The 24,707-nt window shown below is 68.5% G+C and carries 22 protein-coding genes and 1 tRNA gene; 9 read left to right on the forward strand and 14 right to left on the reverse strand.

Features of this window, described 5'->3' with window-relative positions; translation table 11 throughout:
- Positions 1–158: 158 nt before the first annotated feature.
- From IEY79_RS06050 to dnaA, 10 genes are all read right to left on the reverse strand, one after another.
- The gene (locus IEY79_RS06050; RefSeq protein WP_189106255.1) at positions 159–395 is read right to left on the reverse strand and encodes a helix-turn-helix domain-containing protein; all 237 of its coding nucleotides are present in this window, start codon (positions 393–395) and stop codon (positions 159–161) included.
- Positions 396–977: 582 nt separating this feature from the next.
- Positions 978–1,051: transfer RNA gene (locus IEY79_RS06055), tRNA-Ile, on the reverse strand.
- Positions 1,052–1,156: 105 nt separating this feature from the next.
- Complete coding sequence (locus tag IEY79_RS06060) at positions 1,157–1,840, reverse strand: DUF3566 domain-containing protein (protein ID WP_189106256.1); 684 nt, start codon at positions 1,838–1,840, stop codon at positions 1,157–1,159.
- Positions 1,841–1,929: 89 nt separating this feature from the next.
- Positions 1,930–4,557 carry a DNA gyrase subunit A gene (gene gyrA, locus IEY79_RS06065; protein ID WP_189106257.1) on the reverse strand — a complete coding sequence of 876 codons (2,628 nt, stop codon included), beginning with the start codon at positions 4,555–4,557 and terminating at the stop codon, positions 1,930–1,932.
- Positions 4,558–4,599: 42 nt separating this feature from the next.
- The gene (gyrB, locus tag IEY79_RS06070; protein WP_308426649.1) at positions 4,600–6,678 is read right to left on the reverse strand and encodes a DNA topoisomerase (ATP-hydrolyzing) subunit B; all 2,079 of its coding nucleotides are present in this window, start codon (positions 6,676–6,678) and stop codon (positions 4,600–4,602) included.
- A 584-nt stretch (positions 6,679–7,262) separates the two neighbouring features.
- Positions 7,263–7,820, reverse strand: coding sequence for a DciA family protein (locus IEY79_RS06075; protein ID WP_189106259.1), 558 nt, complete (start codon positions 7,818–7,820; stop codon positions 7,263–7,265).
- Entirely contained in the window at positions 7,817–8,974 is a 1,158-nt protein-coding gene (gene recF / locus IEY79_RS06080) for a DNA replication/repair protein RecF (RefSeq protein WP_189106260.1), read from the reverse strand. Before recF ends, IEY79_RS06075 begins: the two co-directional genes overlap by 4 nt.
- Before the next feature lie 51 nt (positions 8,975–9,025).
- Positions 9,026–9,979, reverse strand: coding sequence for a phosphogluconate dehydrogenase (NAD(+)-dependent, decarboxylating) (gnd, locus tag IEY79_RS06085; protein WP_229700683.1), 954 nt, complete (start codon positions 9,977–9,979; stop codon positions 9,026–9,028).
- A 160-nt stretch (positions 9,980–10,139) separates the two neighbouring features.
- A complete protein-coding gene (gene dnaN, locus IEY79_RS06090; RefSeq protein WP_189106438.1) occupies positions 10,140–11,270 on the reverse strand; it encodes a DNA polymerase III subunit beta in 1,131 nt (376 codons plus the stop codon).
- Between the two features lie 897 nt (positions 11,271–12,167).
- Positions 12,168–13,985, reverse strand: coding sequence for a chromosomal replication initiator protein DnaA (gene dnaA / locus IEY79_RS06095; protein WP_189106261.1), 1,818 nt, complete (start codon positions 13,983–13,985; stop codon positions 12,168–12,170).
- 360 nt (positions 13,986–14,345) lie between these two features.
- Here dnaA and rpmH point away from each other — a divergent pair, with 360 nt between their 5' ends.
- The 9 genes from rpmH to IEY79_RS06140 all read left to right on the forward strand — a co-directional run bounded on the left by rpmH (position 14,346) and on the right by IEY79_RS06140 (position 21,313).
- The gene (rpmH, locus tag IEY79_RS06100; RefSeq protein ID WP_014047156.1) at positions 14,346–14,483 is read left to right on the forward strand and encodes a 50S ribosomal protein L34; all 138 of its coding nucleotides are present in this window, start codon (positions 14,346–14,348) and stop codon (positions 14,481–14,483) included.
- An 18-nt stretch (positions 14,484–14,501) separates the two neighbouring features.
- A complete protein-coding gene (gene rnpA, locus IEY79_RS06105) occupies positions 14,502–14,873 on the forward strand; it encodes a ribonuclease P protein component (RefSeq protein ID WP_189106262.1) in 372 nt (123 codons plus the stop codon).
- The gene (gene yidD, locus IEY79_RS06110) at positions 14,870–15,235 is read left to right on the forward strand and encodes a membrane protein insertion efficiency factor YidD (protein ID WP_189106263.1); all 366 of its coding nucleotides are present in this window, start codon (positions 14,870–14,872) and stop codon (positions 15,233–15,235) included. The genes rnpA and yidD overlap by 4 nt, the downstream gene beginning before the upstream one ends.
- A 3-nt stretch (positions 15,236–15,238) precedes the next feature.
- Entirely contained in the window at positions 15,239–16,510 is a 1,272-nt protein-coding gene (gene yidC / locus IEY79_RS06115) for a membrane protein insertase YidC (RefSeq protein WP_189106264.1), read from the forward strand.
- Positions 16,511–16,560: 50 nt separating this feature from the next.
- Positions 16,561–17,073 (forward strand): Jag family protein, encoded by a 513-nt coding sequence (locus IEY79_RS06120; protein ID WP_189106265.1) that lies wholly within the window; start codon positions 16,561–16,563, stop codon positions 17,071–17,073.
- Between the two features lie 110 nt (positions 17,074–17,183).
- Positions 17,184–17,900, forward strand: coding sequence for a 16S rRNA (guanine(527)-N(7))-methyltransferase RsmG (gene rsmG / locus IEY79_RS06125; protein WP_189106266.1), 717 nt, complete (start codon positions 17,184–17,186; stop codon positions 17,898–17,900).
- A gap of 276 nt (positions 17,901–18,176) precedes the next feature.
- Entirely contained in the window at positions 18,177–19,253 is a 1,077-nt protein-coding gene (locus IEY79_RS06130) for a ParA family protein (RefSeq protein WP_189106267.1), read from the forward strand.
- Complete coding sequence (locus tag IEY79_RS06135) at positions 19,250–20,392, forward strand: ParB/RepB/Spo0J family partition protein (protein WP_189106268.1); 1,143 nt, start codon at positions 19,250–19,252, stop codon at positions 20,390–20,392. Before IEY79_RS06130 ends, IEY79_RS06135 begins: the two co-directional genes overlap by 4 nt.
- 303 nt (positions 20,393–20,695) lie before the next feature.
- Positions 20,696–21,313: a GNAT family N-acetyltransferase gene (locus IEY79_RS06140; protein WP_189106269.1), complete on the forward strand. Its 618-nt coding sequence runs from the start codon at positions 20,696–20,698 to the stop codon at positions 21,311–21,313.
- A gap of 121 nt (positions 21,314–21,434) precedes the next feature.
- Here the strand turns inward: IEY79_RS06140 and trxA are convergent, their stop codons facing one another.
- The 4 genes from trxA to sigM all read right to left on the reverse strand — a co-directional run bounded on the left by trxA (position 21,435) and on the right by sigM (position 24,678).
- Positions 21,435–21,764 carry a thioredoxin gene (trxA, locus tag IEY79_RS06145; RefSeq protein ID WP_189106270.1) on the reverse strand — a complete coding sequence of 110 codons (330 nt, stop codon included), beginning with the start codon at positions 21,762–21,764 and terminating at the stop codon, positions 21,435–21,437.
- Positions 21,765–21,807: 43 nt separating this feature from the next.
- Entirely contained in the window at positions 21,808–22,782 is a 975-nt protein-coding gene (gene trxB / locus IEY79_RS06150) for a thioredoxin-disulfide reductase (RefSeq protein ID WP_189106271.1), read from the reverse strand.
- A gap of 124 nt (positions 22,783–22,906) precedes the next feature.
- Positions 22,907–23,935: an RsmA family anti-sigma factor gene (locus IEY79_RS06155; protein ID WP_189106272.1), complete on the reverse strand. Its 1,029-nt coding sequence runs from the start codon at positions 23,933–23,935 to the stop codon at positions 22,907–22,909.
- Positions 23,932–24,678 carry an RNA polymerase sigma factor SigM gene (gene sigM, locus IEY79_RS06160; protein WP_189106273.1) on the reverse strand — a complete coding sequence of 249 codons (747 nt, stop codon included), beginning with the start codon at positions 24,676–24,678 and terminating at the stop codon, positions 23,932–23,934. Before sigM ends, IEY79_RS06155 begins: the two co-directional genes overlap by 4 nt.
- Between the last annotated feature and the right edge of the window lie 29 nt (positions 24,679–24,707).

Below are 24,707 nucleotides of genomic sequence, written 5' to 3' on the forward strand. Positions count from 1 at the left end.
GACCCTGTGTTCCAAACGGCTGACCGGCCGCACGTACAGCCCGCCTCGTGTCTGAACGGGCTCTTTCAACTCCCTTGTCCGTTGGCGCGGCGGCGCGCAGCGGGCGAGGGGCCTCACGTCCCGGTCGGCGGCTGTCCCCCTGGCCGCCGACCGGGGCTCTACGTCCGTACGAGATCGGCGAGCGCAGTGTCAAGGGCCGCAGCGATGCGGATGAGCATCGTCAGGCTCGGGTCGGTGATCGCGTACTCGATCCGGTGAATCGTCTTGTGGTCGAGTCCGGCCATTTCTGCGAGCTGTATCTGGGTGAGGCCTGCGGCTTCACGGGCGGCGCGGATGCGGGTGCCGATCTCCTGGCGGCGGGTGAGTACCCAGGGGGGCGGGGGATCGGTTGGCACGCACCAACCGTTGAACGATCATGGGGGAAAGTCTTTACCTAGCTGGGTAAATCTGGGGACCATGAATATGCCAGTGAGCGCTCTCCCCAGCGTCTTAGACTCCCCCAGACTCCGCGCCCTCAAGGGCGGCGGAGGCAGCGGGCCGCGGTGTGATGGACGTCCACCGCGGCCCGCTTTGCCGTGCCTGCGTTGACTGATTCTTGACTGAGCGATGCAGGCGGCCTCTACGTATAGAGGGAAGACGCGCTTACTGTGGGTAGCACGGAGCCCCTCGCCGTATGCACCGGCGAGGGGCTCCGCTCCGGCCCGGGACGCTTCCCGACGTCGCCGACCGGTCCGTGAGGGGTTGGACGTCAGACGGACGGTGTGGTCACGACCGTCTCCCCGCGCACTACTGTACCGAGCGCACACATCTATCTACACCGTGTAGACGCCCCACACACAGAACGGGTGCAAAATGTTCGCCCTCAACCCCAACTGTTCGATGTTACGGGGGAGTAGTGGGGAACCAAGATCGACACATGTAGAAAGCCCGGCAGCTCCTGAGAGCTGCCGGGCTTCTGACCTGCGATCCAACTGCTGTGGGGCTAACAGGATTTGAACCTGTGGCCTCATCCTTATCAGGGATGCGCTCTAACCAACTGAGCTATAGCCCCGCGCTGCCCCTGAAGATTAGCGCACTCCAGGGCCAGTCCCAAAATCGATACCGAGGCCCCGACCGTCCCCCGTCCCCTCCCCGTACAGCCTGCTGGGAGGGGCTCCTACTCGTCCTCCGCCAGCGTCAGCTCGACGCCGCCCACGAAGCCCGCGGAGAGGTTGTAGATGAAGGAGCCGAGCGTCGCCAGAGCCGTCGCCAGCACCACGTCGATCACCGCGATCACCGACGTGAAGATGAGCACGCGCGGCAGCGAGAGGAACGACTGGAGGTCGAAGCCGTTGCTCTCGTTCGAGCCCGTCGCCTCGCTGATCGTCCCGCCCACCGTCGAGAAGACGCCCATCGCGTCCATGACCATCCACAGCACGGCCGCCGCGATGACCGTGCACACGCCGAGGGCGATGGAGAGCAGGAAGCTGACCTTCATCACCGACCACGGGTCGGCCTTCGCCACCCGCAGCCGCGCCTTGCGCGTGCGCGGTGTCGTGCGCGCGCCCGTACGCGGCAGGCGTACGCCCGTCGTCGTGGTCGGCCGGCCACCGCCGGCCGGATATGTCTGTGCCGGCTGACCCGGACTCACGCCCTGCCCCTGTCCTTGGCCCAGCTGAACATGCGGCTGCGCCTGAGCCTGTGCCGGCTGTGCGGCCGGTCGCTGCTGTCCGCCCTGTGTCCCCCCGCCCGACGGCGTCGGATACGCCTGCGGCGGGTGGTACGGCTGCGCCGCCTGCTGCTGCGGCTGCTCGGATCCGTACGTCTCGTAGGGGGGCTGCTGCCCCCGGGTGTCGGTCACCGTAACCCCCTGGGAGTCCGTGGCAGGGCCACGGGCACCGTTCGCTCCGGAAGCGGCCGAGCCGGCGCCCGTGGCTCCACTCACGCTGTCTACTCCTCGTGCTCCGCGACCGAGGGCTGGGTGCCCTCAGCGTCCTCGGCAAGCGCGGCTCCTTCGGTCACCGGACCATCGTCGCCATCCTCGCCGACGACCCCTTCGACCTCTTCAGCCTCACGACCGGCCTCGGCGTTACGAGCGATGCCTACCACGGCATCGCGCTTGCCCAGGTTGATCAGTTGAACACCCATGGTGTCACGGCCCGTCTCCCTGACTTCGTTGACTCGCGTACGAATCACGCCGCCGCCCAGGGTGATGGCGAGGATCTCGTCCGTCTCCTCCACCACCAGCGCACCGACCAGCGACCCGCGGTCCTCCACGATCTTCGCGGCCTTGATACCGAGGCCGCCACGTCCTTGGACGCGATACTCGTCGACGTTGGTTCGCTTCGCGTAGCCGCCGTCTGTAGCAGTGAACACGAACGTACCGGGCCTGACGACATTCATCGACAGCAGTTCGTCCCCTTCGCGGAAACTCATCCCCTTCACACCCGATGTCGCCCGGCCCATCGGGCGCAGCGACTCGTCCGTCGCGGTGAAACGGATGGACTGCGCCTTCCGGCTGATGAGCAGCAGATCGTCGTCCGCCGACACCAGCTCGGCTCCGATCAGCTCGTCGTCCGCGCCCGAGTCCGTCTCTCGGAGGTTGATCGCGATCACACCGCCGGAGCGGGGCGAGTCGTAATCCTTCAGAGACGTCTTCTTGACCAGACCGGCCTTCGTGGCCAGAACCAGATACGGCGCCGCCTCGTAGTCCCGTACGGCGAGGATCTGCGCGATCTTCTCGTCCGGCTGGAACGCCAGCAGGTTCGCCACATGCTGGCCGCGCGCGTCACGACCGGCGTCGGGCAGCTCGTACGCCTTCGCCCGGTAGACCCGGCCCTTGTTCGTGAAGAACAGCAGCCAGTGGTGCGTCGTCGACACGAAGAAGTGGTCGACGATGTCGTCCGACTTGAGCTTCGTACCGCGCACGCCCTTGCCGCCGCGCTTCTGCGAGCGGTAGTCGTCGGTCTTCGTACGCTTCACATAGCCGCCACGCGAGATCGTGACGACGATGTCCTCCTCGGCGATCAGGTCCTCGATGGACATGTCACCGTCGAAGGGCACCAGCTTGGAACGCCGGTCGTCACCGAACTTGTCGACGATCACCGCCAGTTCCTCGCTGACGATCTGCCGCTGGCGCTCCGGCGAGGCCAGGATCGCGTTGTACTCGTTGATCTTCGCCTGGAGCTCGTCGTGCTCGGCGACGATCTTCTGCCGCTCCAGCGCCGCCAGCCGGCGCAGCTGCATCTCCAGGATCGCGTTCGCCTGGATCTCGTCGATCGACAGCAGCCGCATCAGGCCGCCGCGCGCCGTCTCGACGGTGTCGCTGCGCCGGATCAGCGCGATGACCTCGTCGATCGAGTCCAGCGCCTTGAGCAGACCACGCAGGATGTGCGCGCGCTCCTCGGCCTTGCGCAGCCGGAACCGCGTACGCCGGACGATGACCTCGATCTGGTGCGTCACCCAGTGCCGGATGAACGCGTCGATCGACAGCGTGCGCGGCACACCGTCCACCAGGGCCAGCATGTTCGCGCCGAAGTTCGACTGCAGGTCGGTGTGCTTGTACAGGTTGTTCAGCACGACCTTGGCGACCGCGTCGCGCTTGAGCACGACCACCAGCCGCTGCCCCGTACGCGAGGACGTCTCGTCACGCACATCGGCGATGCCGCCGACCTTGCCGTCCTTCACCAGGTCGGCGATCTTCTGCGCGAGATTGTCGGGGTTCGTCTGGTACGGCAGCTCCGTGACGACCAGGCACTGCCGGTTCTGGATCTCCTCGACCGCGACGACCGCGCGCATCGTGATCGAGCCACGGCCCGTGCGGTACGCCTCCTCGATGCCCCGGCGGCCCACGACCAGCGCGCCGGACGGGAAGTCCGGGCCCTTGATGCGCTCGATCAGCGCGTCCAGCAGCTCCTCGTGCGAGGCTTCCGGGTGCTCCAGCGCCCACTGCGCGCCCGCGGCGACTTCCCGCAGGTTGTGCGGGGGGATGTTGGTGGCCATACCGACGGCGATGCCGGCCGATCCGTTGATCAGCAGGTTGGGGAAGCGCGCCGGCAGGACCGTCGGCTCCTGGTTGCGGCCGTCGTAGTTGTCCGTGAAGTCGACGGTCTCCTCGTCGATGTCCCGGAGCATCTCCATCGACAGCGGCATCAGCTTGCACTCGGTGTACCGCATGGCGGCGGCCGGGTCGTTGCCGGGAGAGCCGAAGTTGCCGTTGGAGTCCACCAGCGGCATCCGCATCGACCACGGCTGCGCGAGGCGCACCAGCGCGTCGTAGATCGAGGAGTCGCCGTGCGGGTGGTACGTGCCCATCACGTCACCGACGACGCGGGCGCACTTGTAGAAGCCCTTCTCCGGGCGGTAGCCGCCGTCGTACATCGCGTACAGCACCCGGCGGTGGACGGGCTTCAGACCGTCCCGTACGTCGGGCAGCGCACGCGACACGATGACGGACATCGCGTAGTCGAGGTACGAGCGCTGCATCTCCGTCTCGAGCCCCACGGGCTCGACACGCATGCCCACGCCTTCCACGGCGGGCACCTCTTCGGGCATCACGGGAGTGTTCTCGTCGGCCATTGCTGGTCAAAATCCTTTCGAAGCGGTCACCGGAAGACCGACTCAGATGTCGAGGAAGCGGACGTCCTTGGCGTTGCGCTGGATGAAGGAGCGCCGGGCCTCGACGTCCTCGCCCATGAGCACCGAGAACAGGTCGTCGGCCTGCGCCGCGTCGTCGAGCGTGACCTGACCGAGCACCCGGTGGTCGACGTCCATCGTCGTGATGCGCAGTTCCTCGGCGTTCATCTCACCGAGGCCCTTGAAGCGCTGGATCGAGTCTTCCTTGATCCGCTTGCCGTTCTGCTTCCCCAGCTCGACCAGGGCGTCGCGCTCCCGGTCCGAGTACGCGTACTCGAAGTCGTCCCGGCCCCACTTGATCTTGTACAGCGGGGGCCGTGAGAGATACACGTGCCCCGCCTCGACCAGCGGGCGCATGAAGCGGAAGAGGAACGTCAGCAGCAGCGTGTTGATGTGCTGGCCGTCGACGTCGGCGTCCGCCATCAGAATGATCTTGTGATACCGGAGCTTCTCGATGTCGAAGTCCTCGTGCACCCCCGTACCGAACGCCGAGATCAGCGCCTGCACCTCGGTGTTCTGGAGGATCTTGTCGATCCGCGCCTTCTCGACGTTCAGGATCTTTCCGCGGATCGGAAGAATGGCCTGATACTGCGGGTTGCGGCCGGACTTCGCGCTGCCGCCGGCCGAGTCGCCCTCGACGATGAAGATCTCGCACTTGGACGGGTCGTTCGACTGGCAGTCGCTCAGCTTGCCCGGCAGCGACGCGGACTCCAGCAGACCCTTGCGACGGGTCAGATCCCGCGCCTTACGGGCCGCGACCCGGGCCGTGGCGGCCTGGATCGACTTACGGATGATGTCGGCCGCCTCATTGGGATGCCGGTCGAACCAGTCCGTCAGGTGCTCGTGCACGATCTTCTGTACGAAGGTCTTCGCCTCCGTGTTGCCGAGCTTGGTCTTCGTCTGGCCCTCGAACTGCGGCTCGCCCAGCTTGACCGAGATGATCGCCGTCAGACCCTCGCGGATGTCCTCGCCCGCCAGGTTGTCGTCCTTCTCGCGCAGGAACTTCTTCTCGCGCGCGTAGCGGTTGACCAGGCCGGTCATCGCCGCGCGGAAGCCCTCCTCGTGCGTACCGCCCTCATGCGTGTGGATCGTGTTCGCGAAGGAGTACACCCCCTCGCTGTACTGCGAGTTCCACTGCATCGCGATCTCCACCGAGAGCATCCGCTCCTTGTCCTCGGCATCGATGTCGATGACCGTGGGGTGGATCAGCTCGCCCTTGCGGGAGTTGAGGTACTTCACGAAGTCGACGATGCCGCCCTCGTAGAAGTACGTCACCGTGCGCGCCGGCTCCTCGCCGGCCGCCTCCGCGGCGTCCGTGCCCGCGACGTCGGCGCCCACGACGGCCTTCGCCGACTCGCGCTCGTCGGTCAGCTTCAGGGTCAGGCCCTTGTTGAGGAAGGCCATCTCCTGGAAGCGCCGCGACAGCGTCTCGAAGGAGTACTCCGTCGTCTCGAAGACGTCCGGGTCGGCCCAGAAGGTGACTGTCGTGCCCGACTCGTCCGTCGCCTCGTTGCGCGCCAGCGGCGCCGTGGGCACCCCGAGCTTGTAGTCCTGCGTCCAGCGGTAGCCGTCCGTCTTGACCTCGACGGCGACCTTCGTCGACAGCGCGTTCACGACGGAGACGCCCACGCCGTGCAGACCGCCGGAGACGGAGTAGCCGCCGCCGCCGAACTTGCCGCCCGCGTGCAGCACCGTCAGCACGACCTCGACGGCCGGCTTGCCCTCGGACGGGACGATGCCCACGGGGATGCCACGGCCGTTGTCGACCACGCGTACGCCGCCGTCGGCGAGGATCGTGACGTCGATGGTGTCCGCGTGCCCGGCCAGAGCCTCGTCGACGGAGTTGTCGACGACCTCGGTCACCAGGTGATGAAGGCCACGTTCACCGGTCGAGCCGATGTACATACCGGGACGCTTGCGGACCGCGTCCAGGCCCTCCAGCACCGTGATGGCACTGGCGTTGTACGAGGCCGTTACCTCGCCGTTCTCACCAGTGGCTACGGACGGAGTCTTCTCGTTGGGGTTGCCGGAATCGGCCACGAAGCGCCCTTTCTGGCACAGCACAGGCCGTTCTCCGGGCAGGCGGGAGCGGCTGCGTCGTTCGGCTTGCGACAGTGTTTGACAGTCTTGGTAGGCGAGTCCCGCCGACGAGGCGGGATTCTTCATCAGTCTACCGGTAGCGGCGACCCGAATGGGGGTTTGCCGGTACCTGAGTCCGCATGTGCCGCCCTGAACCGGCGGTTGCCGACTCCCCATATTCGGGCAGGGGCTCCAAGAGGCTCACGCGGGCTTTGAGCGCTTCGGGCTGTCAACCTCCGGCTACCGTGAGGGACAGCTCACACTGCGCAGCCGTACGACGAGGTCACAGCGGCCTCCCCGGCACCCCCGCGGGACACCGGGGAACTGGTGTGAAGTGAGGCCCGCCGACGGGCTGTTGGGGCCTCCGGGGCCCTCCTGATGGCCCGTCGAAGCGGGTCGGCGAGGCGCCGCGGTCAACCGCGAGGCGGCCCCGTCAGCCGTACGGGCAGGCGAGTCAGGGGCTTCCGGGGCGGGGCGCACGCCCTGCGCACGGAGCGTGACCGGACAGCCACCGAACGCTCAGGCAGCGGCGTACGCCTCCGGGAGACGTACGCGAAGGGCCTCCCCGCTCAGCCGTACGTGTCCCCCGGGCCCTTGCTGCCGGGCGCCCGCAGTCCGCCGAAGCGCCGCGGCGGACCGGCCGGGCCGCGCATCTTGATCACCTTCACCGTGCCGTGCCCCAGGTCCTCGTTCAGCCGGGCCACCAGCCGGGGGGCCAGCAGCCGCAGCTGTGTCGCCCACGCCGTGGAGTCGCAGATCACCGTCAGGATCCGCTCGTCCTCCTCGTACCTCTCCGGCACACAGTGCTTGGCCAGGTCGTCGCCCACGATCTGCGGCCAGCGGCCCATCACACCGCCCACGGCGGCGGGCGTCTCCCAGCCGCGCTCGGTGATCAGCCGGTTGATCGCGGCGCCGAGCGACAGCGGGTCACGGCCGTCGGCCCCCGAACCGGACCGCAGACCGCCGCCGCGTCTGGCCTGCTTCTTCTGCTGGGCGGCGGCGCCGCGGGCCCGTGCCTGCTCCTTCGCCGCCCGCAGCGCGACCCGCGCCAGGTCGACGCCCGACGCCTCCGCGGGCGCCGGCGCGGTCGGCTCCGAGGGCCCCTCGCTTCCCTCCGGGCCGCTCATGTCCGCTCCACCGTGCCGTCGGCCACCGTGAACCGCACCCCGGCCAGGACGTCCGGCACGTCGTCGTCCACCGCCGCCGTGACCAGCACCTGCTCGCCGGGCGCCACCAGCTCCGCCAGCCGCTCCCGGCGCCGCGCGTCCAGCTCCGCGAAGACGTCGTCGAGGACCAGCACCGGCTCGTTGCCCTCGGCGCGCTGCAGGTCGTACGAGGCCAGCCGCAGCGCCAGCGCGTACGACCAGGACTCGCCGTGGCTCGCGTACCCCTTGGCCGGCAACTGGCCGAGCTTCAGCAGCAGTTCGTCCCGGTGCGGACCCACCAGCGTGACCCCCCGCTCGATCTCCTGCTTGCGTGTCCCCGCCAGCGCGGCCATGAGCTGGGCGTACAGCTCCTCGCGTGAACGCGGCGCCTCGGCGCCCGCCCCGCCGGAAGCGGCGCCCTCGGCGCCGGCCGACGAGGAGCGGTACTCCAGCGCCACCGGCCCGCCACCGGGCGCCAGTTGCTCGTACGCCTTGTCCGTCAGCGGCTGCAGCGTCTCGATCAGATCCAGCCGCTGCGCCAGCAACTCCGCGCCCACCTGGGCCAGATGCTGGTCCCACACGTCCAGCGTGGAGAGATCCATCCCGCGCCCGCCGTGCCGCCGCGCCATCGCCGCGGACTTCAGCAGGGTGTTGCGCTGCTTGAGCACCCGGTCGTAGTCCGAGCGCACGCCCGCCATACGCGGGGAGCGCGCGGTGATCAGCTCGTCGAGGAAGCGGCGGCGCTCACCGGGATCGCCCTTCACCAGCGCCAGATCCTCCGGCGCGAACAGCACCGTCCGCACTATCCCCAGCACATCACGCGGTCTGACCTGCGAAGACCTGTTGATCCTGGCTCTGTTCGCGCGCCCCGGATTGAGTTCGAGCTCGACCAGCTGCGAGCGCTCCCCCTGGGTCACGGCGGCCCGGATCACCGCGCGCTCGGCGCCCATCCGCACCAGCGGCGTGTCCGAGGAGACCCGGTGGCTGCCGAGCGAGGCGAGATAGCCGACCGCCTCGACCAGATTGGTCTTCCCCTGTCCGTTGGCCCCCACGAACGCGGTGACGCCCGGATCGAGCGGCACCTCGATCCGGGCGTACGAACGGAAGTCGGCCAGCGAGAGATGCGTGACGTGCATGGGCTTACGCCGACCTCCCCGGTTCTCCGCGCCGCCCGCGAGGGCGGAGGACTACTTCTTGTTCTTGGAACCCTTGGGGTCCTTGGGATTCGCCGGCTTGGGCTTGCCGGGCTTGCCCGGCGTGCTCTCGTCCGCCTGCTCGACCGCGTGGCCACCGAACTGGTTGCGCAGCGCGGCGACCATCTTCATCTGCGGTGAGTCGTCCTGCCGCGACGCGAACCGGGCGAACAGCGACGCCGTGATCGCGGGCAGCGGCACCGCGTTGTCGATGGCCGCCTCGACCGTCCACCGGCCCTCGCCGGAGTCATCGGCGTAACCCCGCAGCCCGGCCAGGTGCTCGTCGCCGTCGAGCGCGTTGACCGCCAGGTCCAGCAGCCAGGAACGGATGACCGTGCCGTCCTGCCAGGAGCGGAAGATCTCGCGTACGTCGGTGACCGAGTCGACCTTCTCCAGCAGCTCCCAGCCCTCGGCGTAGGCCTGCATCATGGCGTACTCGATGCCGTTGTGGACCATCTTCGCGAAGTGGCCGGCGCCGACCTTGCCCGCGTGGACCGCGCCCTTGTCGCCCGCGGGCTTGAGGGCGTCGAAGATCGGCTGGACCTTCGCGACGTTCTCCGCCTTGCCGCCGTACATCAGCGCGTAGCCGTTCTGGAGGCCCCAGACGCCGCCCGAGACACCGCAGTCGACGAAGCCGACGCCCTTGATGCCGAGCTCCACCGCGTGCTTCTCGTCGTCCGTCCAGCGGGAGTTGCCACCGTCCACGACCACGTCGCCGGGGGACAGCAGGCCCGCCAGCTCGTCGATCGTCGACTGCGTCGCCGCACCCGAGGGGACCATCACCCAGACGACCCGGGGAGCCTTGAGCCTGCTCACCAGCTCTTCGAGGCTGTGGACGTCCGCGACGTCCGCGTTGCGGTCGTATCCGATGACGGTGTGGCCTGCGCGGCGAATGCGCTCGCGCATGTTGCCGCCCATCTTGCCGAGGCCGACGAGACCGAGCTCCATCAGTGGTTCCTTAAGCGTTGAGCCGACAGTCGTTCAGGCGCGGGGCGGACGGCGACAGTGCCGCGGGCCCCGGCCCGAGCCTACGCCGGGCCTGGTGGGACGGCCTGGCGACACCGCCCCGACCGCCGGTGGTGACACCCGGCGGCCCGCGCGGGAGCGGTCAGCCCGACAGCCGCACCGGCATGATCAGGTACTTGTACGCGTCGTCGGCCTCGGCGTCCAGCGCCGGCTTCCCACTGAGGAGCGCCGGCTTGGTGGAGGTCGTGAAGGAGAGCTGCGCGACGGGCGAGTCGATGGCGCTGAGGCCGTCGAGCAGGAACGTCGGGTTGAACGCGATCGAGATGTCGTCGCCGTCGAGCTTGGCGTCGACCCTCTCCACAGCCTGTGCGTCGTCGCTGGAACCGGCTTCGAGGATGAGCACACCCTGCTCGAAGCTGAGCCGCACCGGGGTGTTGCGCTCGGCGACCAGCGCCACGCGCTTGACGGCCTCGACGAACGGCGCGGTCTCGATCACCGCGATCGAGTTGAACTCCGTCGGGAACAGCGTGCGGTACTTCGGGAGGTCGCCCTCCAGGAGCCGGGTGGTCGTCCTGCGGCCCGCGCCCTCGAAACCGATCAGACCCTCGCCCGCACCGGAGCCGGAGAGCGCCAGGGTGACCGTGTCGCCGCTGGTGAGGGCCTTGGCGGTGTCCAGCAGCGTCTTGGCGGGCACCAGGGCGACCGCGGAGATGTCGGAGACCTCGGGCTTCCACAGGAAGTCGCGGACGGCGAAGCGGTAGCGGTCGGTCGAGGCCAGGGTGACCGTGTCGCCCTCGATCTCGATCCGTACGCCGGTGAGCACCGGGAGCGTGTCGTCACGGCCCGCCGCGATGGCCACCTGGGCGGCGGCGGAGGCGAAGACCTCACCGGGGACGGTGCCGGTGGCGGTCGGCATCTGCGGCAGCGCCGGGTACTCGTCCACAGGCAGTGTGTGCAGGGTGAACCGCGAGGAGCCACAGACCACCGTCGCCCGTACACCGTCTGTGGAAATCTCCACCGGCCGGTTGGGGAGGGCCCGGCAGATGTCGGCGAGCAGCCGGCCGGAGACGAGGACGGTGCCGTCCTCCTCGACCTCGGCGTCCACCGAGACCCGGGCCGAGACCTCGTAGTCGAAGCTGGAGAAGCTCAGCGCGCCTTCCTCGGCCTTCAGCAGAAGGCCCGCAAGAACGGGCGCCGGCGGACGGGCCGGGAGGCTACGGGCCACCCAGGCCACCGCCTCCGCCAGTACATCGCGCTCCACCCGGATCTTCACCGGAACCGCCTCCTGCTGTTGCTGACTCGTCCTGCCGGCCTTCTTCGTCATCGGCATGGGCTCACTCCGCCGTGGGCAGGGTGAGGTTGCCGGGGAACAGTCTGACCTACGGCACCGACACTCGGTGCTGCTCGGGGTCAAGTCGAGACAACCCGGCGGGAGCGGTCCGGCGCCGAGTTGTGCACAGCACCCACTTCGAAGCGGATTCCCAGGTAACTCTAGGTGTTAGTAGTAGTAGGGCCTGTGGATTCCGTGGATAACGTCGTTTTCGCAGGTCAAGCCCACTTTTTTGTCCACCGGTCCTGTGGGCGCCGCCGGTGGACAACCCCGTCGTTCTGTGGACGGCCGAAAGTTCTGCACAACCGGTGCACAGGGCACCCCTACTTCTCCCCAGGGTCGTCCCCAGCTTTTCCGACGTTCCCCACAGGCCCCGAGGCAACCTCGGTGTGACGCCTTTCACTCGACTCGGTGAACAGTCGTGTTCCGTTGCCGAACAGTGGACAGCGATGTGGAGAAGCGGGCCGAAGCTGTGGGCAACGGCCCGTTGCCTGTGGGCCGCCGGTGGACAACGGGACTCGGTGCCTGTGGGCGAAAAAACTGTCCACAGCCTGTGGAGGAAAGTTGGCCACAAATCCCCAGGGGTCTGACCAGGCATGATCCACTTCCGGTCGGCCGGCCTGTGGACGCAGTCTGGACAACTTATCGATCCCCAGGGTGTGGACGGGAGATCGGGCCGCTTTCTGTGGAGAAGCCACCTGCGGCGACCCGTATTCGAACAGCGGTTGAGCGCGTGTCATGCACCGGCGGCCCTCCGGACATGACGAAGGGCGCCCCGGGAGGTGTCCCGGAGCGCCCTTGAACGCCCTGGAGCCGGCCGCGGGCGCGCGGCCGGTCCGGTCAGCCGTTCTTGATGCGGTTGGTGAGTTCGGTGACCTGGTTGTAGATCGAGCGCCGCTCGGCCATCAGCGCGCGGATCTTCCGGTCGGCGTGCATCACGGTCGTGTGGTCGCGGTTGCCGAACTGCGCGCCGATCTTGGGCAGCGACAGATCCGTCAGCTCACGGCAGAGGTACATCGCGATCTGCCGCGCGGTCACCAGCACCCGGCTGCGGGACGAGCCGCAGAGGTCCTCCACGGTCAGCCCGAAGTAGTCGGCCGTCGCCGCCATGATGGCGCCCGCGGTGATGTCGGGGGCCAGGTCCTCGCCCCCGGGGATCAGGTCCTTGAGCACGATCTCGGTCAGCCCGAGATCCACCGGCTGCCGGTTGAGCGAGGCGAACGCCGTCACCCGGATCAGCGCGCCCTCCAGCTCGCGGATGTTGCGCGAGATCCGCGAGGCGATGAACTCCAGCACCTCGGGCGGTGCGTTCAGCTGCTCCTGCACGGCCTTCTTGCGGAGGATGGCGATCCGCGTCTCCAGCTCCGGCGGCTGTACGTCGGTCGTCAGCCCCCACTCGAAGCGGTTGCGCAGCCGGTCCTCCAGCGTGATCAGCTGCTTCGGCGGCCGGTCCGAGGAGAGCACGATCTGCTTGTTCGCGTTGTGGAGCGTGTTGAAGGTGTGGAAGAACTCCTCCTGCGTCGACTCCTTGCTCGCCAGGAACTGGATGTCGTCGACGAGCAGGATGTCGACGTCGCGGTACCGCTTGCGGAAGGTGTCGCCCTTGCCGTCACGGATGGAGTTGATGAACTCGTTGGTGAACTCCTCCGAGCTCACGTACCGCACCCGCGTACCGGGATAGAGGCTGCGCGCGTAGTGCCCGATGGCGTGCAGCAGGTGCGTCTTGCCGAGTCCGGACTCGCCGTAGATGAAGAGCGGGTTGTACGCCTTGGCCGGCGCCTCCGCGACGGCGACGGCAGCCGCGTGCGCGAACCGGTTGGACGCCCCGATGACAAAGGTGTCGAAGAGGTACTTGGGGTTGAGGCGCGCGTGCGGCTCCCCCGGCCCCGGCGGCGGCGAGGCCTGGGCGCCGAGCGGCCCGGTCGCCCCGCCCCGGCCGCCGTGCCGGGACTGCTGCGGGTCCAGGTCGTGCCGCTCCGGGCGCTGCTGGTCGTAGGACCGGCCCTCGGGCGACTGCGGCGGCCGGTAGTCGTGCTGCGGCTGCTGCGGCCTCCCGCTCGCGTACGGGTCGCGGTCCTGGAAACCGAGCCGCTGCTGCTGCCAGGAGAGGTCCTCCTGGGTACGGGGCCAGGAGCCGGGGTCGGGGCGCTGCTGCTGGTAGTCGGGGTAGGCGGGGCGTGCCGTCGGCATGCCGTCGTCGTCGGAGGAGCGGCGGCCGTACGGGTGGTAGCCGCCGTCGGGGCGCATGTCGTCGTGCCGGGAGTCGTCCGGCCGCATGTCGTCGTGGCGCATGTCGTCGTGGCGCGGACCGCGCGGGTCGCGGCCGTCGTCGTGCTGCGCGTTCTGGTAGCGGTTCTGCTGCGGTGGCAGCGGGAGGGGATCGCCGGCCGAGTCGTCGACGGTGATCGCGATCCGGATCGGCCGGCCGCACTCGCGGCTCAGGGTCTCGCTGATGAGCGGGGCGAGGCGGCCTTCGAGCACGCGCTTGCCCCACTCGTTGGGCACGGCCAGCAGTGCGGTGTCGGCGACCAGGGCGAGCGGCTGACAGCGCTCGATCCACTGTTTGTCCTTGGGCTCGACTCCCTGCTGGCCCTCCCTGAGGAGCTGCTCCAGCACTCGTGGCCACACTGCGGCAAGATCGGCAGGTACATCAGCCACAGGGCACGCTCTCTCGCAGGTCCCACGAATATGTGGTTCTCGGGACGGGGTGGGAAGACCGGCGGAAAAGAATCCGGAGTTCGGCCACGGTAGTCAGGGCACCCACGCGGTTCAAGTTGTTGTCCACAGGCTGTGCATAATGGAACGTGGCAACTGGCTGGTTTGACCGTATGGCGTAGCCGCGCGTACCGTGACCAGGTCGAGTTGTCGATGGCTGCTGCCGCCTGCCTCCGATGGGCAAGGATCACGATCCGTGGTTGTGAAGCGGTGCACTCGGGCGTTGTCGCGAGCTACTCGTGGGCGCACGGTGACAGCCAGGCGATGTCCCGCCCTTCCAATCATCATTTCTGGAGCCCTCGAGTGAGCAAGCGCACCTTCCAGCCGAACAACCGTCGTCGTGCCAAGACCCACGGCTTCCGGCTCCGTATGCGCACCCGTGCCGGCCGCGCGATTCTCGCGAACCGCCGTGGCAAGGGTCGCGCCAACCTGTCCGCCTGATCGCCACCAGGTTATGACGTGCTGCCTACCGAGAATCGGCTGAGGCGGCGCGAGGATTTCGCGACCGCGGTACGCCGGGGACGCCGGGCCGGACGCCCGCTTCTTGTCGTACATCTACGTAGCGGTACTACGGGCCCGCACGCGCCGGGGGAGAGCGATCCCCCGACGCGGGCGGGTTTCGTCGTAAGCAAAGCCGTGGGCGGGGCCGTCGTACGGACCCGGGTGAAGCGCAAGCTACGTCACCTCATACGGGATCGGCTGTCCCGGCTGGCCCCCGGTAGCCTGGTTGTCGTACGTGCGCTGCCCGGTGCGGGCGACGCCGACCATGCACAGCTGGCCCGAGACCTGGATGCCGCCCTTGAGCGGCTGCTGGGAGGGGGCGCGCGATGAAGTACCCGCTACTGGCTCTGATCAAGCTGTACCAGTGGACGATCAGCCCTCTGCTCGGGCCCGTCTGCCGGTACTACCCGTCGTGTTCCCACTACGGCTACACGGCCATCGACCGCCATGGCGCGATCAAGGGGACCGGTCTGACGGCCTGGCGCATTCTGCGGTGCAACCCGTGGTCGCCGGGCGGTGTGGACCATGTTCCCCCACGCAAGCGCCCGCGGTGGCATGAACTGCTGCGCAACGCGTGGCGCGGCACCAAGGGCGGGCAATCCGCCGCCGGCGTGCCTTCCGGGGGTTCGGCCTCGGCCCCCGAAACCCCGAGTCCGGCCGCAGAGACCTCGTCCAATGCTCAAGGAGCTTGATTAGTGGACACGATTGCCAGTTTCTTCAGTTTCATCACCACGCCAGTCTCGTGGGTCATCGTGCAGTTCCACACGGTGTACGGGGCGATCTTCGGCCCCGATACGGGTCTGGCCTGGGGACTGTCCATCGTGTCCCTGGTGATCCTCATCCGGATCTGTCTGATCCCGCTGTTCGTCAAGCAGATCAAGTCGACCCGGAACATGCAGGTCCTTCAGCCCAAGATGAAGGCCATCCAGGAGCGCTACAAGAACGACAAACAGCGTCAGTCCGAAGAGATGATGAAGCTGTACAAGGAGACGGGCACCAACCCGCTCTCCTCGTGTCTTCCCATCCTGGCGCAGTCCCCGTTCTTCTTCGCGCTCTACCACGTGCTCTCCAGCATCGCCTCGGGCAAGACGATCGGTGTCATCAACCAGGGGCTGCTGGACAGCGCGCGCCAGGCGCACATCTTCGGCGCCCCGCTGGCCGCCAAGTTCACGGACAGCACCGAGAAAGTCGCGTCCCTGGACGCCTCGCTGACCTCCGTACGTATCGTCACCGCGATCATGATCGTGATGATGTCGGCGTCGCAGTTCTACACGCAGCGCCAGCTGATGACGAAGAACGTCGACCTCACGGTCAAGACGCCGTACATGCAGCAGCAGAAGATGCTGATGTACATCTTCCCGGTGATCTTCATGGTGATGGGCGTCAACTTCCCCGTCGGTGTCCTCGTCTACTGGCTGACCACCAACGTGTGGACCATGGGCCAGCAGATGTACGTGATCAACCAGAACCCGACTCCGGGCAGCAAGGCGCAGGACCAGTACCTGGAGCGTCTGCTCAAGAGCATCTCCACGCACAGCGAGGTCCGCTCGAAGCGCCGGCGCAACATCGTCTCGGCGATCGTGGCCAAGGGGCCCGACCGCAACGACAATGAGCGTAAGTTCATCACCAGCCTTTCGAAGACTGGTCTGGTCGCGCAGGCGGACGGCACGGTGATCAAGGGTGAGGCTCTGCCCGAGGGCGAGTCGCAGGCGACGAAGCGGCAGCAGCCCAAGCGCCAGCCCAAGTCGAAGCGACAGGCCGGCGGCGGTCAGCAGACCCCGTCCAAGACCTCGGGCGCCAAGCCTTCCGACGCCGCCGACGAGCCGGCCAAGACGTCGCTGCAGAAGAAGGACGAACCGCAGGACAGCAAGCCCAGGCCCCCGGGCAAGTCCGGCAACGGTGCAGCACGGGCCAAGGCCGGGCCGCGCAAGGGGCAGCAGCGGCCCAAGCACCCGAGCAAGAAGTAAGCGCACGCCCCCGTAGCCCGTAGCCAGCCGTAGTACGAAGGAGTCCATCCGTGTCGGAAGGCACCATCTCCGCCGCCACCGAGGGAAGCGACACCCTCACCCGCCTTGAGCAGGAAGGCGAGATCGCGGCCGACTATCTCGAGGGTCTGCTCGACATCGCCGACCTCGACGGCGACATCGACATGGACGTCGAGGCCGACCGGGCCGCGGTTTCGATCATCAGCGATGTGAGCGGCCGTGATCTGCAGAAGCTCGTCGGGCGGGACGGCGAGGTGCTCGAAGCCCTCCAGGAGCTGACGCGGCTGGCGGTGCACCGGGAGACCGGCGACCGCAGCCGGCTGATGCTCGACATCGGGGGCTTCCGGGCGAAGAAGCGCACGGAGCTCGCCGAGCTGGGCGCCAGGACGGCCGACGAGGTGAAGAGCACCGGTGAGCCGGTGAAGCTGAACCCGATGACGCCCTTCGAGCGCAAGGTCGTGCACGACGCCGTCGCGGCGGCCGGACTGCGGAGCGAGTCCGAGGGTGAGGAGCCGCAGCGCTTCGTCGTCGTGCTCCCCGCCTGAGCGGTCCCCCGGTTCTCGGCCCCGTCTGATCCCAGACGGGGCCGAACTTTGTCAGCCTGACAGTGATTGTGAGCCACGGTCTGGTGGTTCTGTACGGAAGGACGGTTCCCTTGACGGGGTCAGAAGAGCTTCCCGCTGCGCCGGACGAGGCGAGGACGGTGTTCGGGGACTCCTTCCCGGCGGCCGTCCGGTACGCGGAGCTCCTCGCCGACGCGGGGGTCACCCGTGGTCTCATCGGGCCGCGAGAGGTGCCGCGGCTCTGGGAGCGGCACCTGATGAACTGCGCGGTGCTCTCCGAGGTCGTGCCCGAGGGTGTGAGCGTCTGTGACGTCGGCTCGGGCGCCGGGCTGCCGGGGATCCCGCTGGCGCTGGTACGGCCCGATCTGCGGATCACGCTGCTGGAGCCGCTGCTGCGGCGGACGAACTTCCTTCAGGAGGTCGTCGAGCTGCTGGGGCTGGACCATGTGACGGTCGTACGGGGCCGGGCCGAGGAGGTGCTCGGGTCGCTCCAGCCCGTCCATGTGGTGACGGCGCGCGCGGTGGCGCCGCTGGACCGGCTGGCCGGCTGGGGCGTACCGCTGCTGCGCCCGTACGGAGAGATGCTGGCGCTCAAGGGCGACACGGCCGAGGAGGAGCTGAAGAACTCCCGGTCGGCCCTGAGCAAGCTCGGGGTGATCGATTCCTCGGTGCTGCGGGTCGGTGAGGGGCTGGTGGATCCGCCCGCCACCGTGGTCCGCGCGGAGGTCGGCGAGAGTCCCGGTGGGGTGAGGTTCGCCACGAAGCGCGCCAAGGCGGCCCGAGCGGACCGGGTCCGCCGCCGCCGGTAAGGCCCGCCCGCGGGGCGCGGAGAGCGATCCCCGCTGGTGATGCTCCATCGAAGGAGCCATGAACATCCCCTGCGGAGTGTCGTGACGATCTAGCCCTGCGGCAAGTGCATCGTGTTTCACGTGAAACGTCGCTCACTGCTGCAGGGCATTATCGATAGGGGCCGCGCCGGTTCCACACCGCGGGGCAGGAAACCCCTCGTAAGGGGTACCGGGTTGGCCACAGATATGGATTCATCCACAGAACCACGGGCCTCGCTGGTTCCCGACCCCGAAAGCATGGCAGGCTCTCCTCATTGCGAGCCTGAAGTCGAGGAGAGTGAATCCTTGCGGTCCGACGCCAACATCGCGGGACCGATGACCGATCCGGTCCCCGGCCCCCGTTCCGAGTCGTCGGGCGGCGATGTTTCACGTGAAACATCACCGCCCCCGATGGATGACACCCCCATCGGTCGTGCTGCCCAGCTGGCCGTGGAGGCGCTGGGCCGTGCCGGTGAAGGCCTGCCACGCCCCGAGCAGACGCGGGTCATGGTCGTCGCCAACCAGAAGGGCGGCGTCGGCAAGACCACCACCACGGTCAACCTCGCCGCCTCGCTGGCCCTTCACGGTGCGCGCGTCCTCGTGGTCGACCTCGATCCCCAGGGCAACGCCTCCACGGCGCTTGGGATCGACCACCACGCCGAAGTCCCCTCGATCTATGACGTCTTGGTGGAGAGCAAGCCCCTCTCCGAGGTGGTCCAGCCCGTCGTGGACGTCGAGGGCCTCTTCTGTGCGCCCGCCACGATCGACCTCGCCGGTGCGGAGATCGAGCTGGTGTCGCTGGTCGCTCGGGAGAGCCGGCTGCAGCGGGCGATCGAGGCGTACGAGCAGCCGCTCGACTACATCCTGATCGACTGTCCCCCGTCGCTGGGCCTGTTGACCGTCAACGCGCTGGTCGCCGGCGCCGAGGTGCTGATCCCCATCCAGTGCGAGTACTACGCGCTCGAAGGGCTGGGCCAGTTGATCCGGAACGTGGACCTGGTGCGGGCGCATCTGAACCCGACGCTGCATGTGTCCACGATCCTGCTCACCATGTACGACGGCAGGACCCGGCTCGCCTCCCAGGTGGCCGACGAGGTCCGCAGCCACTTCGGTGACGAGGTGCTGCGGACGAGCATCCCGCGCTCGGTACGTATCTCGGAGGCGCCGAGCTACGGCCAGACGGTCCTGACCTATGATCCGGGTTCCAGCGGCTCCCTGTCGTATCTCGAAGCCGCTCGTGAAATCGCCCTGCGTGGGGTCGGCATGAGCTATGACGTCAAGCACGCCCACGCGATCGGCAACAGTCAGCAGAGCATTTCGGAGGGGACGCAGTGAGCGACCGACGTAGGGGTTTGGGGCGTGGGCTCAATGCGCTGATCCCCGCTGCTCCGCAGGAGAAGCAGGGAGCCTCTTCCGGGGAGGCGGCCTCCTCGGGACAGACGCCCGTCCTGACGGCGGAGAGGGGTGTCGCGGCGGCCAAGGTGACGACGCTGCCGCAGGCGCCCGCCCCGGCGACGGCGGAGATTCCCGCCCAGGAGACGCCGGCCTCGGCCGAGGTGACCGCGCCGGAGGGCGTGTACTTCGCCGAAGTACCGATGGACTACATCACGCCCAACCCGCGGCAGCCCCGTGAGGTGTTCGACGAGGACGCGCTCGCCGAGCTGGTCACCTCCATCAAGGAGGTCGGGCTCCTCCAGCCCATCGTCGTACGGCAGTTGGGACCGGAGCGCTTCGAGCTCATCATGGGCGAGCGGCGCTGGCGGGCCTGCCGGGAAGCGGGCCTGGAGCGCATTCCGGCGATCGTCCGCGCCACCGAGGACGAGAAGCTGCTGCTGGACGCGCTGCTGGAGAACCTGCACCGCGCACAGCTCAACCCGCTGGAAGAGGCCGCGGCCTACGACCAGTTGCTCAAGGACTTCCACTGCACGCACGATCAGCTGGCCGACCGGATCGGGCGTTCGCGCCCCCAGGTCTCCAACACGCTGCGGCTGCTGCGTCTCTCCCTGCCCGTGCAGCGCAGGGTCGCGGCGGGAGTGCTGTCGGCCGGGCACGCCAGGGCGCTGCTCTCGGTGGACGACTCCGACGAGCAGGACCGGCTGGCTCATCGCATCGTGGCCGAGGGGCTCTCCGTGCGTGCCGTCGAGGAGATCGTGACCCTGATGGGGTCACGGCCGAAGAACTCGCCCCGGGCGAAGGGTCCCAGGGCCGGCGCCCTGCCGTCGCCCGCGCTCAACGATCTCGCTTCCCGGCTGTCTGACCGCTTCGAGACCCGGGTGAAGGTCGACCTCGGCCAGAAGAAGGGGAAGATCACCGTCGAGTTCGCCTCGCTGGTCGATCTGGAGCGCATCCTCGGCACTCTCGCCCCCGGTGAGGGGCGCGTCCTGGAGCGGGGACTCGCCGACGAGGAAGCGGACGACGCCGAGGGTGTCGACGGCCCGGACCGGTCGAACGGCCTGGAGCCCGACGAGAACTGACGCCTCCGCACCGCCATGGGGCGGGCCGTGGCCCCACGCGTACCGGGACACGGCCCGCCCTTTGCCGTCCCCCGGTGTGCGAGGCACCTCTGGGTGGATACGATGCGTTCTGGTATGGCGCATCCACCTTGATCCACCTCAGAGGAAGGGCGGGGCCATGCAATTGGTGAGCCGCAGCCAACTGGTGTCAGCTGGACTCGGCCTGGGGATCGTGGGCGGCTTCGTCGGCAGCCTGATTCGAGAGCACAGCGCGCTGTCCGCGGCTCGTGACGCGGCAGGCGTAGGAAGTGAGGAACGGCCTCGATGGGGCGTCGGCTCGTACCGCTCACGCTGGACAACCTTCCCGATCTCCCACAGCGATGCAGGGAGTGCGTCTTCTGGGAGCTTGATCCGGTCAGGGGAGAAGCGGCGGTAAGAGCCGGCAGAGCCCGCGAGGAGAAGGAAGCCTGGATCTCGGCAGTCCTGCTGGAGTGGGGGTCGTGCGGTCGGCTGGCCTATGTGGACGACGTGCCCGTCGGCTTCGTGCTGTACGCGCCTCCGGCGTATGTCCCGCGCGCCACGGCTTTCCCGACGAGTCCGGTCTCCCCCGACGCCGTACAGCTGATGACCGGGTGGATCATGCCGGGCTATCGGGGGCAGGGGCTCGGCCGGGTGATGGTGCAGACCGTCGCGAAGGATCTGCTGCGGCGGGAGTTCAAGGCGATCGAGGCGTTCGGGGACGCGCGCTGGGAGGAACCCGCCTGTGTCCTGCCGGCGGACCATCTGCTGGCCGTGGGGTTCAAGACCGTACGGACGCATCCCACGTATCCACGGATGAGGCTCGATCTGCGGACGACACTCTCCTGGAAGGAAGACGTCGAGCACGCGCTGGACAGGTTGCTGGGCGCGGTCAAGAAGGACCCGGCGCTCAGGCCGCTCTGAGGACGGCGCCGTGATGGCGAAACGAACAGGCGAGTAGACGAACAGGCCCGTCCCCCTGAGAGGGGGACGGGCCTGTTTCACGTGAAACATCGCGCGTGGTGCGTGGTGTGCGCCGCGCCCTTTAGGCGATGAAGCTCTCCAGGTCGCGCACGATGGCGGCCTTGGGCTTGGCGCCGACGATGGTCTTGGCGACCTCGCCGTTCTGGTAGACGTTCAGCGTCGGGATGGACATGACGCCGTACTTGGCTGCCGTGGCCGGGTTCTCGTCGATGTTGAGCTTGACGACCTCGATCTTGTCTCCGTGCTCGGCCGCGATGGCTTCGAGCGACGGGGCGATCTGGCGGCACGGTCCGCACCAGGCGGCCCAGAAGTCCACCAGTACGGGCTTGTCGCTCTTGAGGACGTCCTCGTCGAACGAGTCGTCGGTCACGTGCTTCAGGTCGCCGGCCACGGCGGCCTCCTTAACTTCGTGGGGTGTGGGTCGGTACTGCTGGTCAGACGGAGGCGGTCTTCTCCGGCTCGGCGGCCTTCTCGCGGTCACCGAGCGCGGAGAGGAAGCGCTCGGCATCGAGGGCAGCGGAACATCCGGTGCCCGCGGCGGTGATCGCCTGGCGGTAGGTGTGGTCGACGACATCGCCGGCGGCGAAGACACCCGTGAGGTTCGTGCGCGTCGAAGGCGCCTCCACCCGCAGGTATCCCTCGTCGTCGAGGTCGAGCTGACCCTTGAAGAGCTCGGTGCGCGGGTCGTGGCCCACGGCGATGAACAGCCCGGTCGCGGGCAGCTCCGACGTCTCACCGGTCTTGGTGTTCCGCAGGGTCAGACCGGAGAGCTTCTGGTCACCGTGGATCTCCTCGACCGCGCTGTCCCAGGCGAACCGGATCTTCGGGTCCGCGAAGGCCCGGTCCTGCATGGCCTTGGAGGCCCGCAGGGTGTCGCGGCGGTGGACGATCGTGACCGACTTGGCGAACCGGGAGAGGAAGGTCGCCTCCTCCATCGCCGTGTCGCCTCCGCCGACGACCGCGATGTCCTGGTCCTTGAAGAAGAACCCGTCACAGGTGGCACACCAGGAGACGCCGCGTCCGGAGAGGGCATCCTCGCGGGGCAGCCCGAGCTTGCGGTGCTGCGAGCCGGTCGTGACGATCACGGCCTTGGCCCGGTGTACGGTGCCCGCCGTGTCGGTGACCGTCTTGATCTCTCCGGTGAGGTCGACGGTGATGATGTCGTCCGGGACGAGCTCGGCGCCGAACCGCTCCGCCTGTGCCCGCATGTTGTCCATCAGGTCCGGGCCCATGATGCCGTCGCGGAAGCCGGGGAAGTTCTCCACATCGGTGGTGTTCATCAGCGCGCCGCCCGCGGTGACAGCCCCCTCGAACACGAGGGGCCGCAGCGAGGCGCGTGCGGTGTAGAGCGCGGCTGTGTATCCGGCCGGACCAGAGCCGATGATGATCACATTACGGACGTCGCTCACGGGTTTCTTCCTCGTCTCTGCAGACTGCCTGCTACTGCCAACGGGGCGCTTCAGGACTCTCACCCCACCCAACGGATCCTACGGGCCTCGCATTCCCGCGAGGTCCCGGCGCCGCCGGGCAGTCTCAGCGGCGAGGGTAGGTCTGCGTGAGGAGGAGTTCACCCTTGGTGGGCGGGACGACGTCGACACACGCGGCGTCGATGACATAGACCCGCACCAGGCTGCCGTCGGTGGGATCCGACAGGACGACGAGGAAGGCGTCGGTGCCCTCGTACGTGCCCCTCTCGGCGGCCAGCGGAGTGTCGGGGCGTCCTGTTCCCTGCTGGATGCAGGGCGGCAGCTGGGGCACCAGCTTGGGCGACGCCTCACCGGAGGGCGCGTTCCTGGTGGAGTCCTCGTTCTCGGCGGCGCGCGGTTCGCCGGTGGCGGGCGTGGTCGCGAGCAGCGAGTCGACCCGTTCGCGGATGCCAGTGCCGGAGAACGCCTGAGCGCCATCGAGCTGGCGCGTTCCCGCGTCGCTCTTGAAGGAGGTCGCGTCATCGCCCGTGGACGACGTCTGGATCGTCTGGAACAGCAGAACGCTGACACCGATCGCCGCTGTTCCGAAGACGGCGCCGAAGATCGCGCCGCGACGGCGGCGAACCTGCCGGGCGCGGCCGGGGCCCGTGGCCCCCCGTGAGCGTCCGGCCGGGCGGTCCGCCCGTGGCGCGTCGGGGGTGGTGGCGCCGGCGGCCGTGGCACCAGGGGTGACCGCGGCGGGGACAGCCGACGGCTCGCGCTCGGCCTCGGAGGCTTCCGGAGCGGCGGTGTCGGTGTCGGTTTCAGCGGTCTGGGTGGTGCGCGATGTTTCACGTGAAACATCGGCGGCCGCGTCCGCCGCGAGCGGATCCGGTGCGGTCGCGTTCAGCAGCGCCTCGGCGGCCAGAGCGGCGTCGACCCGGGCGGCCACGTCCGCGGGCATACGCGGCGGGCCCGGCAGTGAGCCGAGCAGTCCCCGGATCTCCTCCAGCGACTCGTACACATCGGCGCACAGAGAGCAGCCGTCGAGGTGTGCGCGTACCTCGACGCTCCGCGTGGGGGAGAGCAGGCCCTCCGTGAGGTCGGAGATCTCCGAGACGTCCGGGTGCTCGGTCGTGCCGGTCGTGGTTGTCACGCGCGCCCACCTCCTCCCTTCACGGCGGCAGGACCGTGTGGTCCCGCGTCTGGTCCGGCGTCCGGTTCTCTGTCCGGGCCTCTGTTCTGTGGTCCCGGCTCCGATGGGACGGATGTCCCCGCCGTCCGGTTCCTTTGCGGTCCCAGACCACCTCTCTCGCCGGTGCCGCCGCCCTCCCGCAGATGGGCGAGCATCGGCAGGAGTCTGGCTCTGCCCCGCGCGCAGCGGCTCTTGATCGTGCCGACGGGAACGTCGAGGACTTGCGCGGCCTCGGCCACGGGATACCCCTGCATGTCGACGAGGACCAGGGCCGCCCGCTGATCGGCGGGCAGCTTGGCGAGGGCGACGAGAAGCTGACGGTGGAGGTCCTGGCGCTCGGCGGGCGCCTCGGCCGACTCGTGCGGTTCGAGGAGCTGCTCCAGACGATCCGTGTCGTCCACGGGAGACGTCTTGCGGGAGGCGGCTTTTCTCGCCCGGTCGAGACAGGCGTTGACGGTGATGCGGTGCAGCCAGGTGGTGACGGCGGACTGGCCGCGGAAGGTGTGGGCGGCGCGGAAGGCGGACACGAGCGCGTCCTGCACGGCGTCGGCGGCTTCCTCGCGGTCTCCGAGTGTGCGCAGCGCCACCGCCCACAGACGGTCGCGATGGCGTCGTACGAGCTCACCGAAGGCGTCGGGATCTCCCTCGACATGCCGTGCCAGGAGGTCCTGGTCGTCCACGCCGGCGAGTGTGGCGTCTTCCAACGGTGAGCCCCCTCCCCCTGGTCCGCAGG

This window comes from Streptomyces camponoticapitis, assembly GCF_014646115.1.
Classification (GTDB): domain Bacteria; phylum Actinomycetota; class Actinomycetes; order Streptomycetales; family Streptomycetaceae; genus Streptomyces; species Streptomyces camponoticapitis.

What these genes read in the sequence shown, in the direction of transcription:
- gyrA (WP_189106257.1), bottom strand. Translation starts at nt 4,557, where the DNA reads ATGGCCGACGAGAACACTCCCGTGATGCCCGAAGAGGTGCCCGCCGTG.
- IEY79_RS06075 (WP_189106259.1), bottom strand. Translation starts at nt 7,820, where the DNA reads ATGAGCGGCCCGGAGGGAAGCGAGGGGCCCTCGGAGCCGACCGCGCCG.
- recF (WP_189106260.1), bottom strand. Translation starts at nt 8,974, where the DNA reads ATGCACGTCACGCATCTCTCGCTGGCCGACTTCCGTTCGTACGCCCGG.
- gnd (WP_229700683.1), bottom strand. Translation starts at nt 9,979, where the DNA reads ATGGAGCTCGGTCTCGTCGGCCTCGGCAAGATGGGCGGCAACATGCGC.
- yidD (WP_189106263.1), top strand. Translation starts at nt 14,870, where the DNA reads ATGAAGTACCCGCTACTGGCTCTGATCAAGCTGTACCAGTGGACGATC.
- IEY79_RS06130 (WP_189106267.1), top strand. Translation starts at nt 18,177, where the DNA reads ATGGCAGGCTCTCCTCATTGCGAGCCTGAAGTCGAGGAGAGTGAATCC.
- IEY79_RS06140 (WP_189106269.1), top strand. Translation starts at nt 20,696, where the DNA reads ATGGGGCGTCGGCTCGTACCGCTCACGCTGGACAACCTTCCCGATCTC.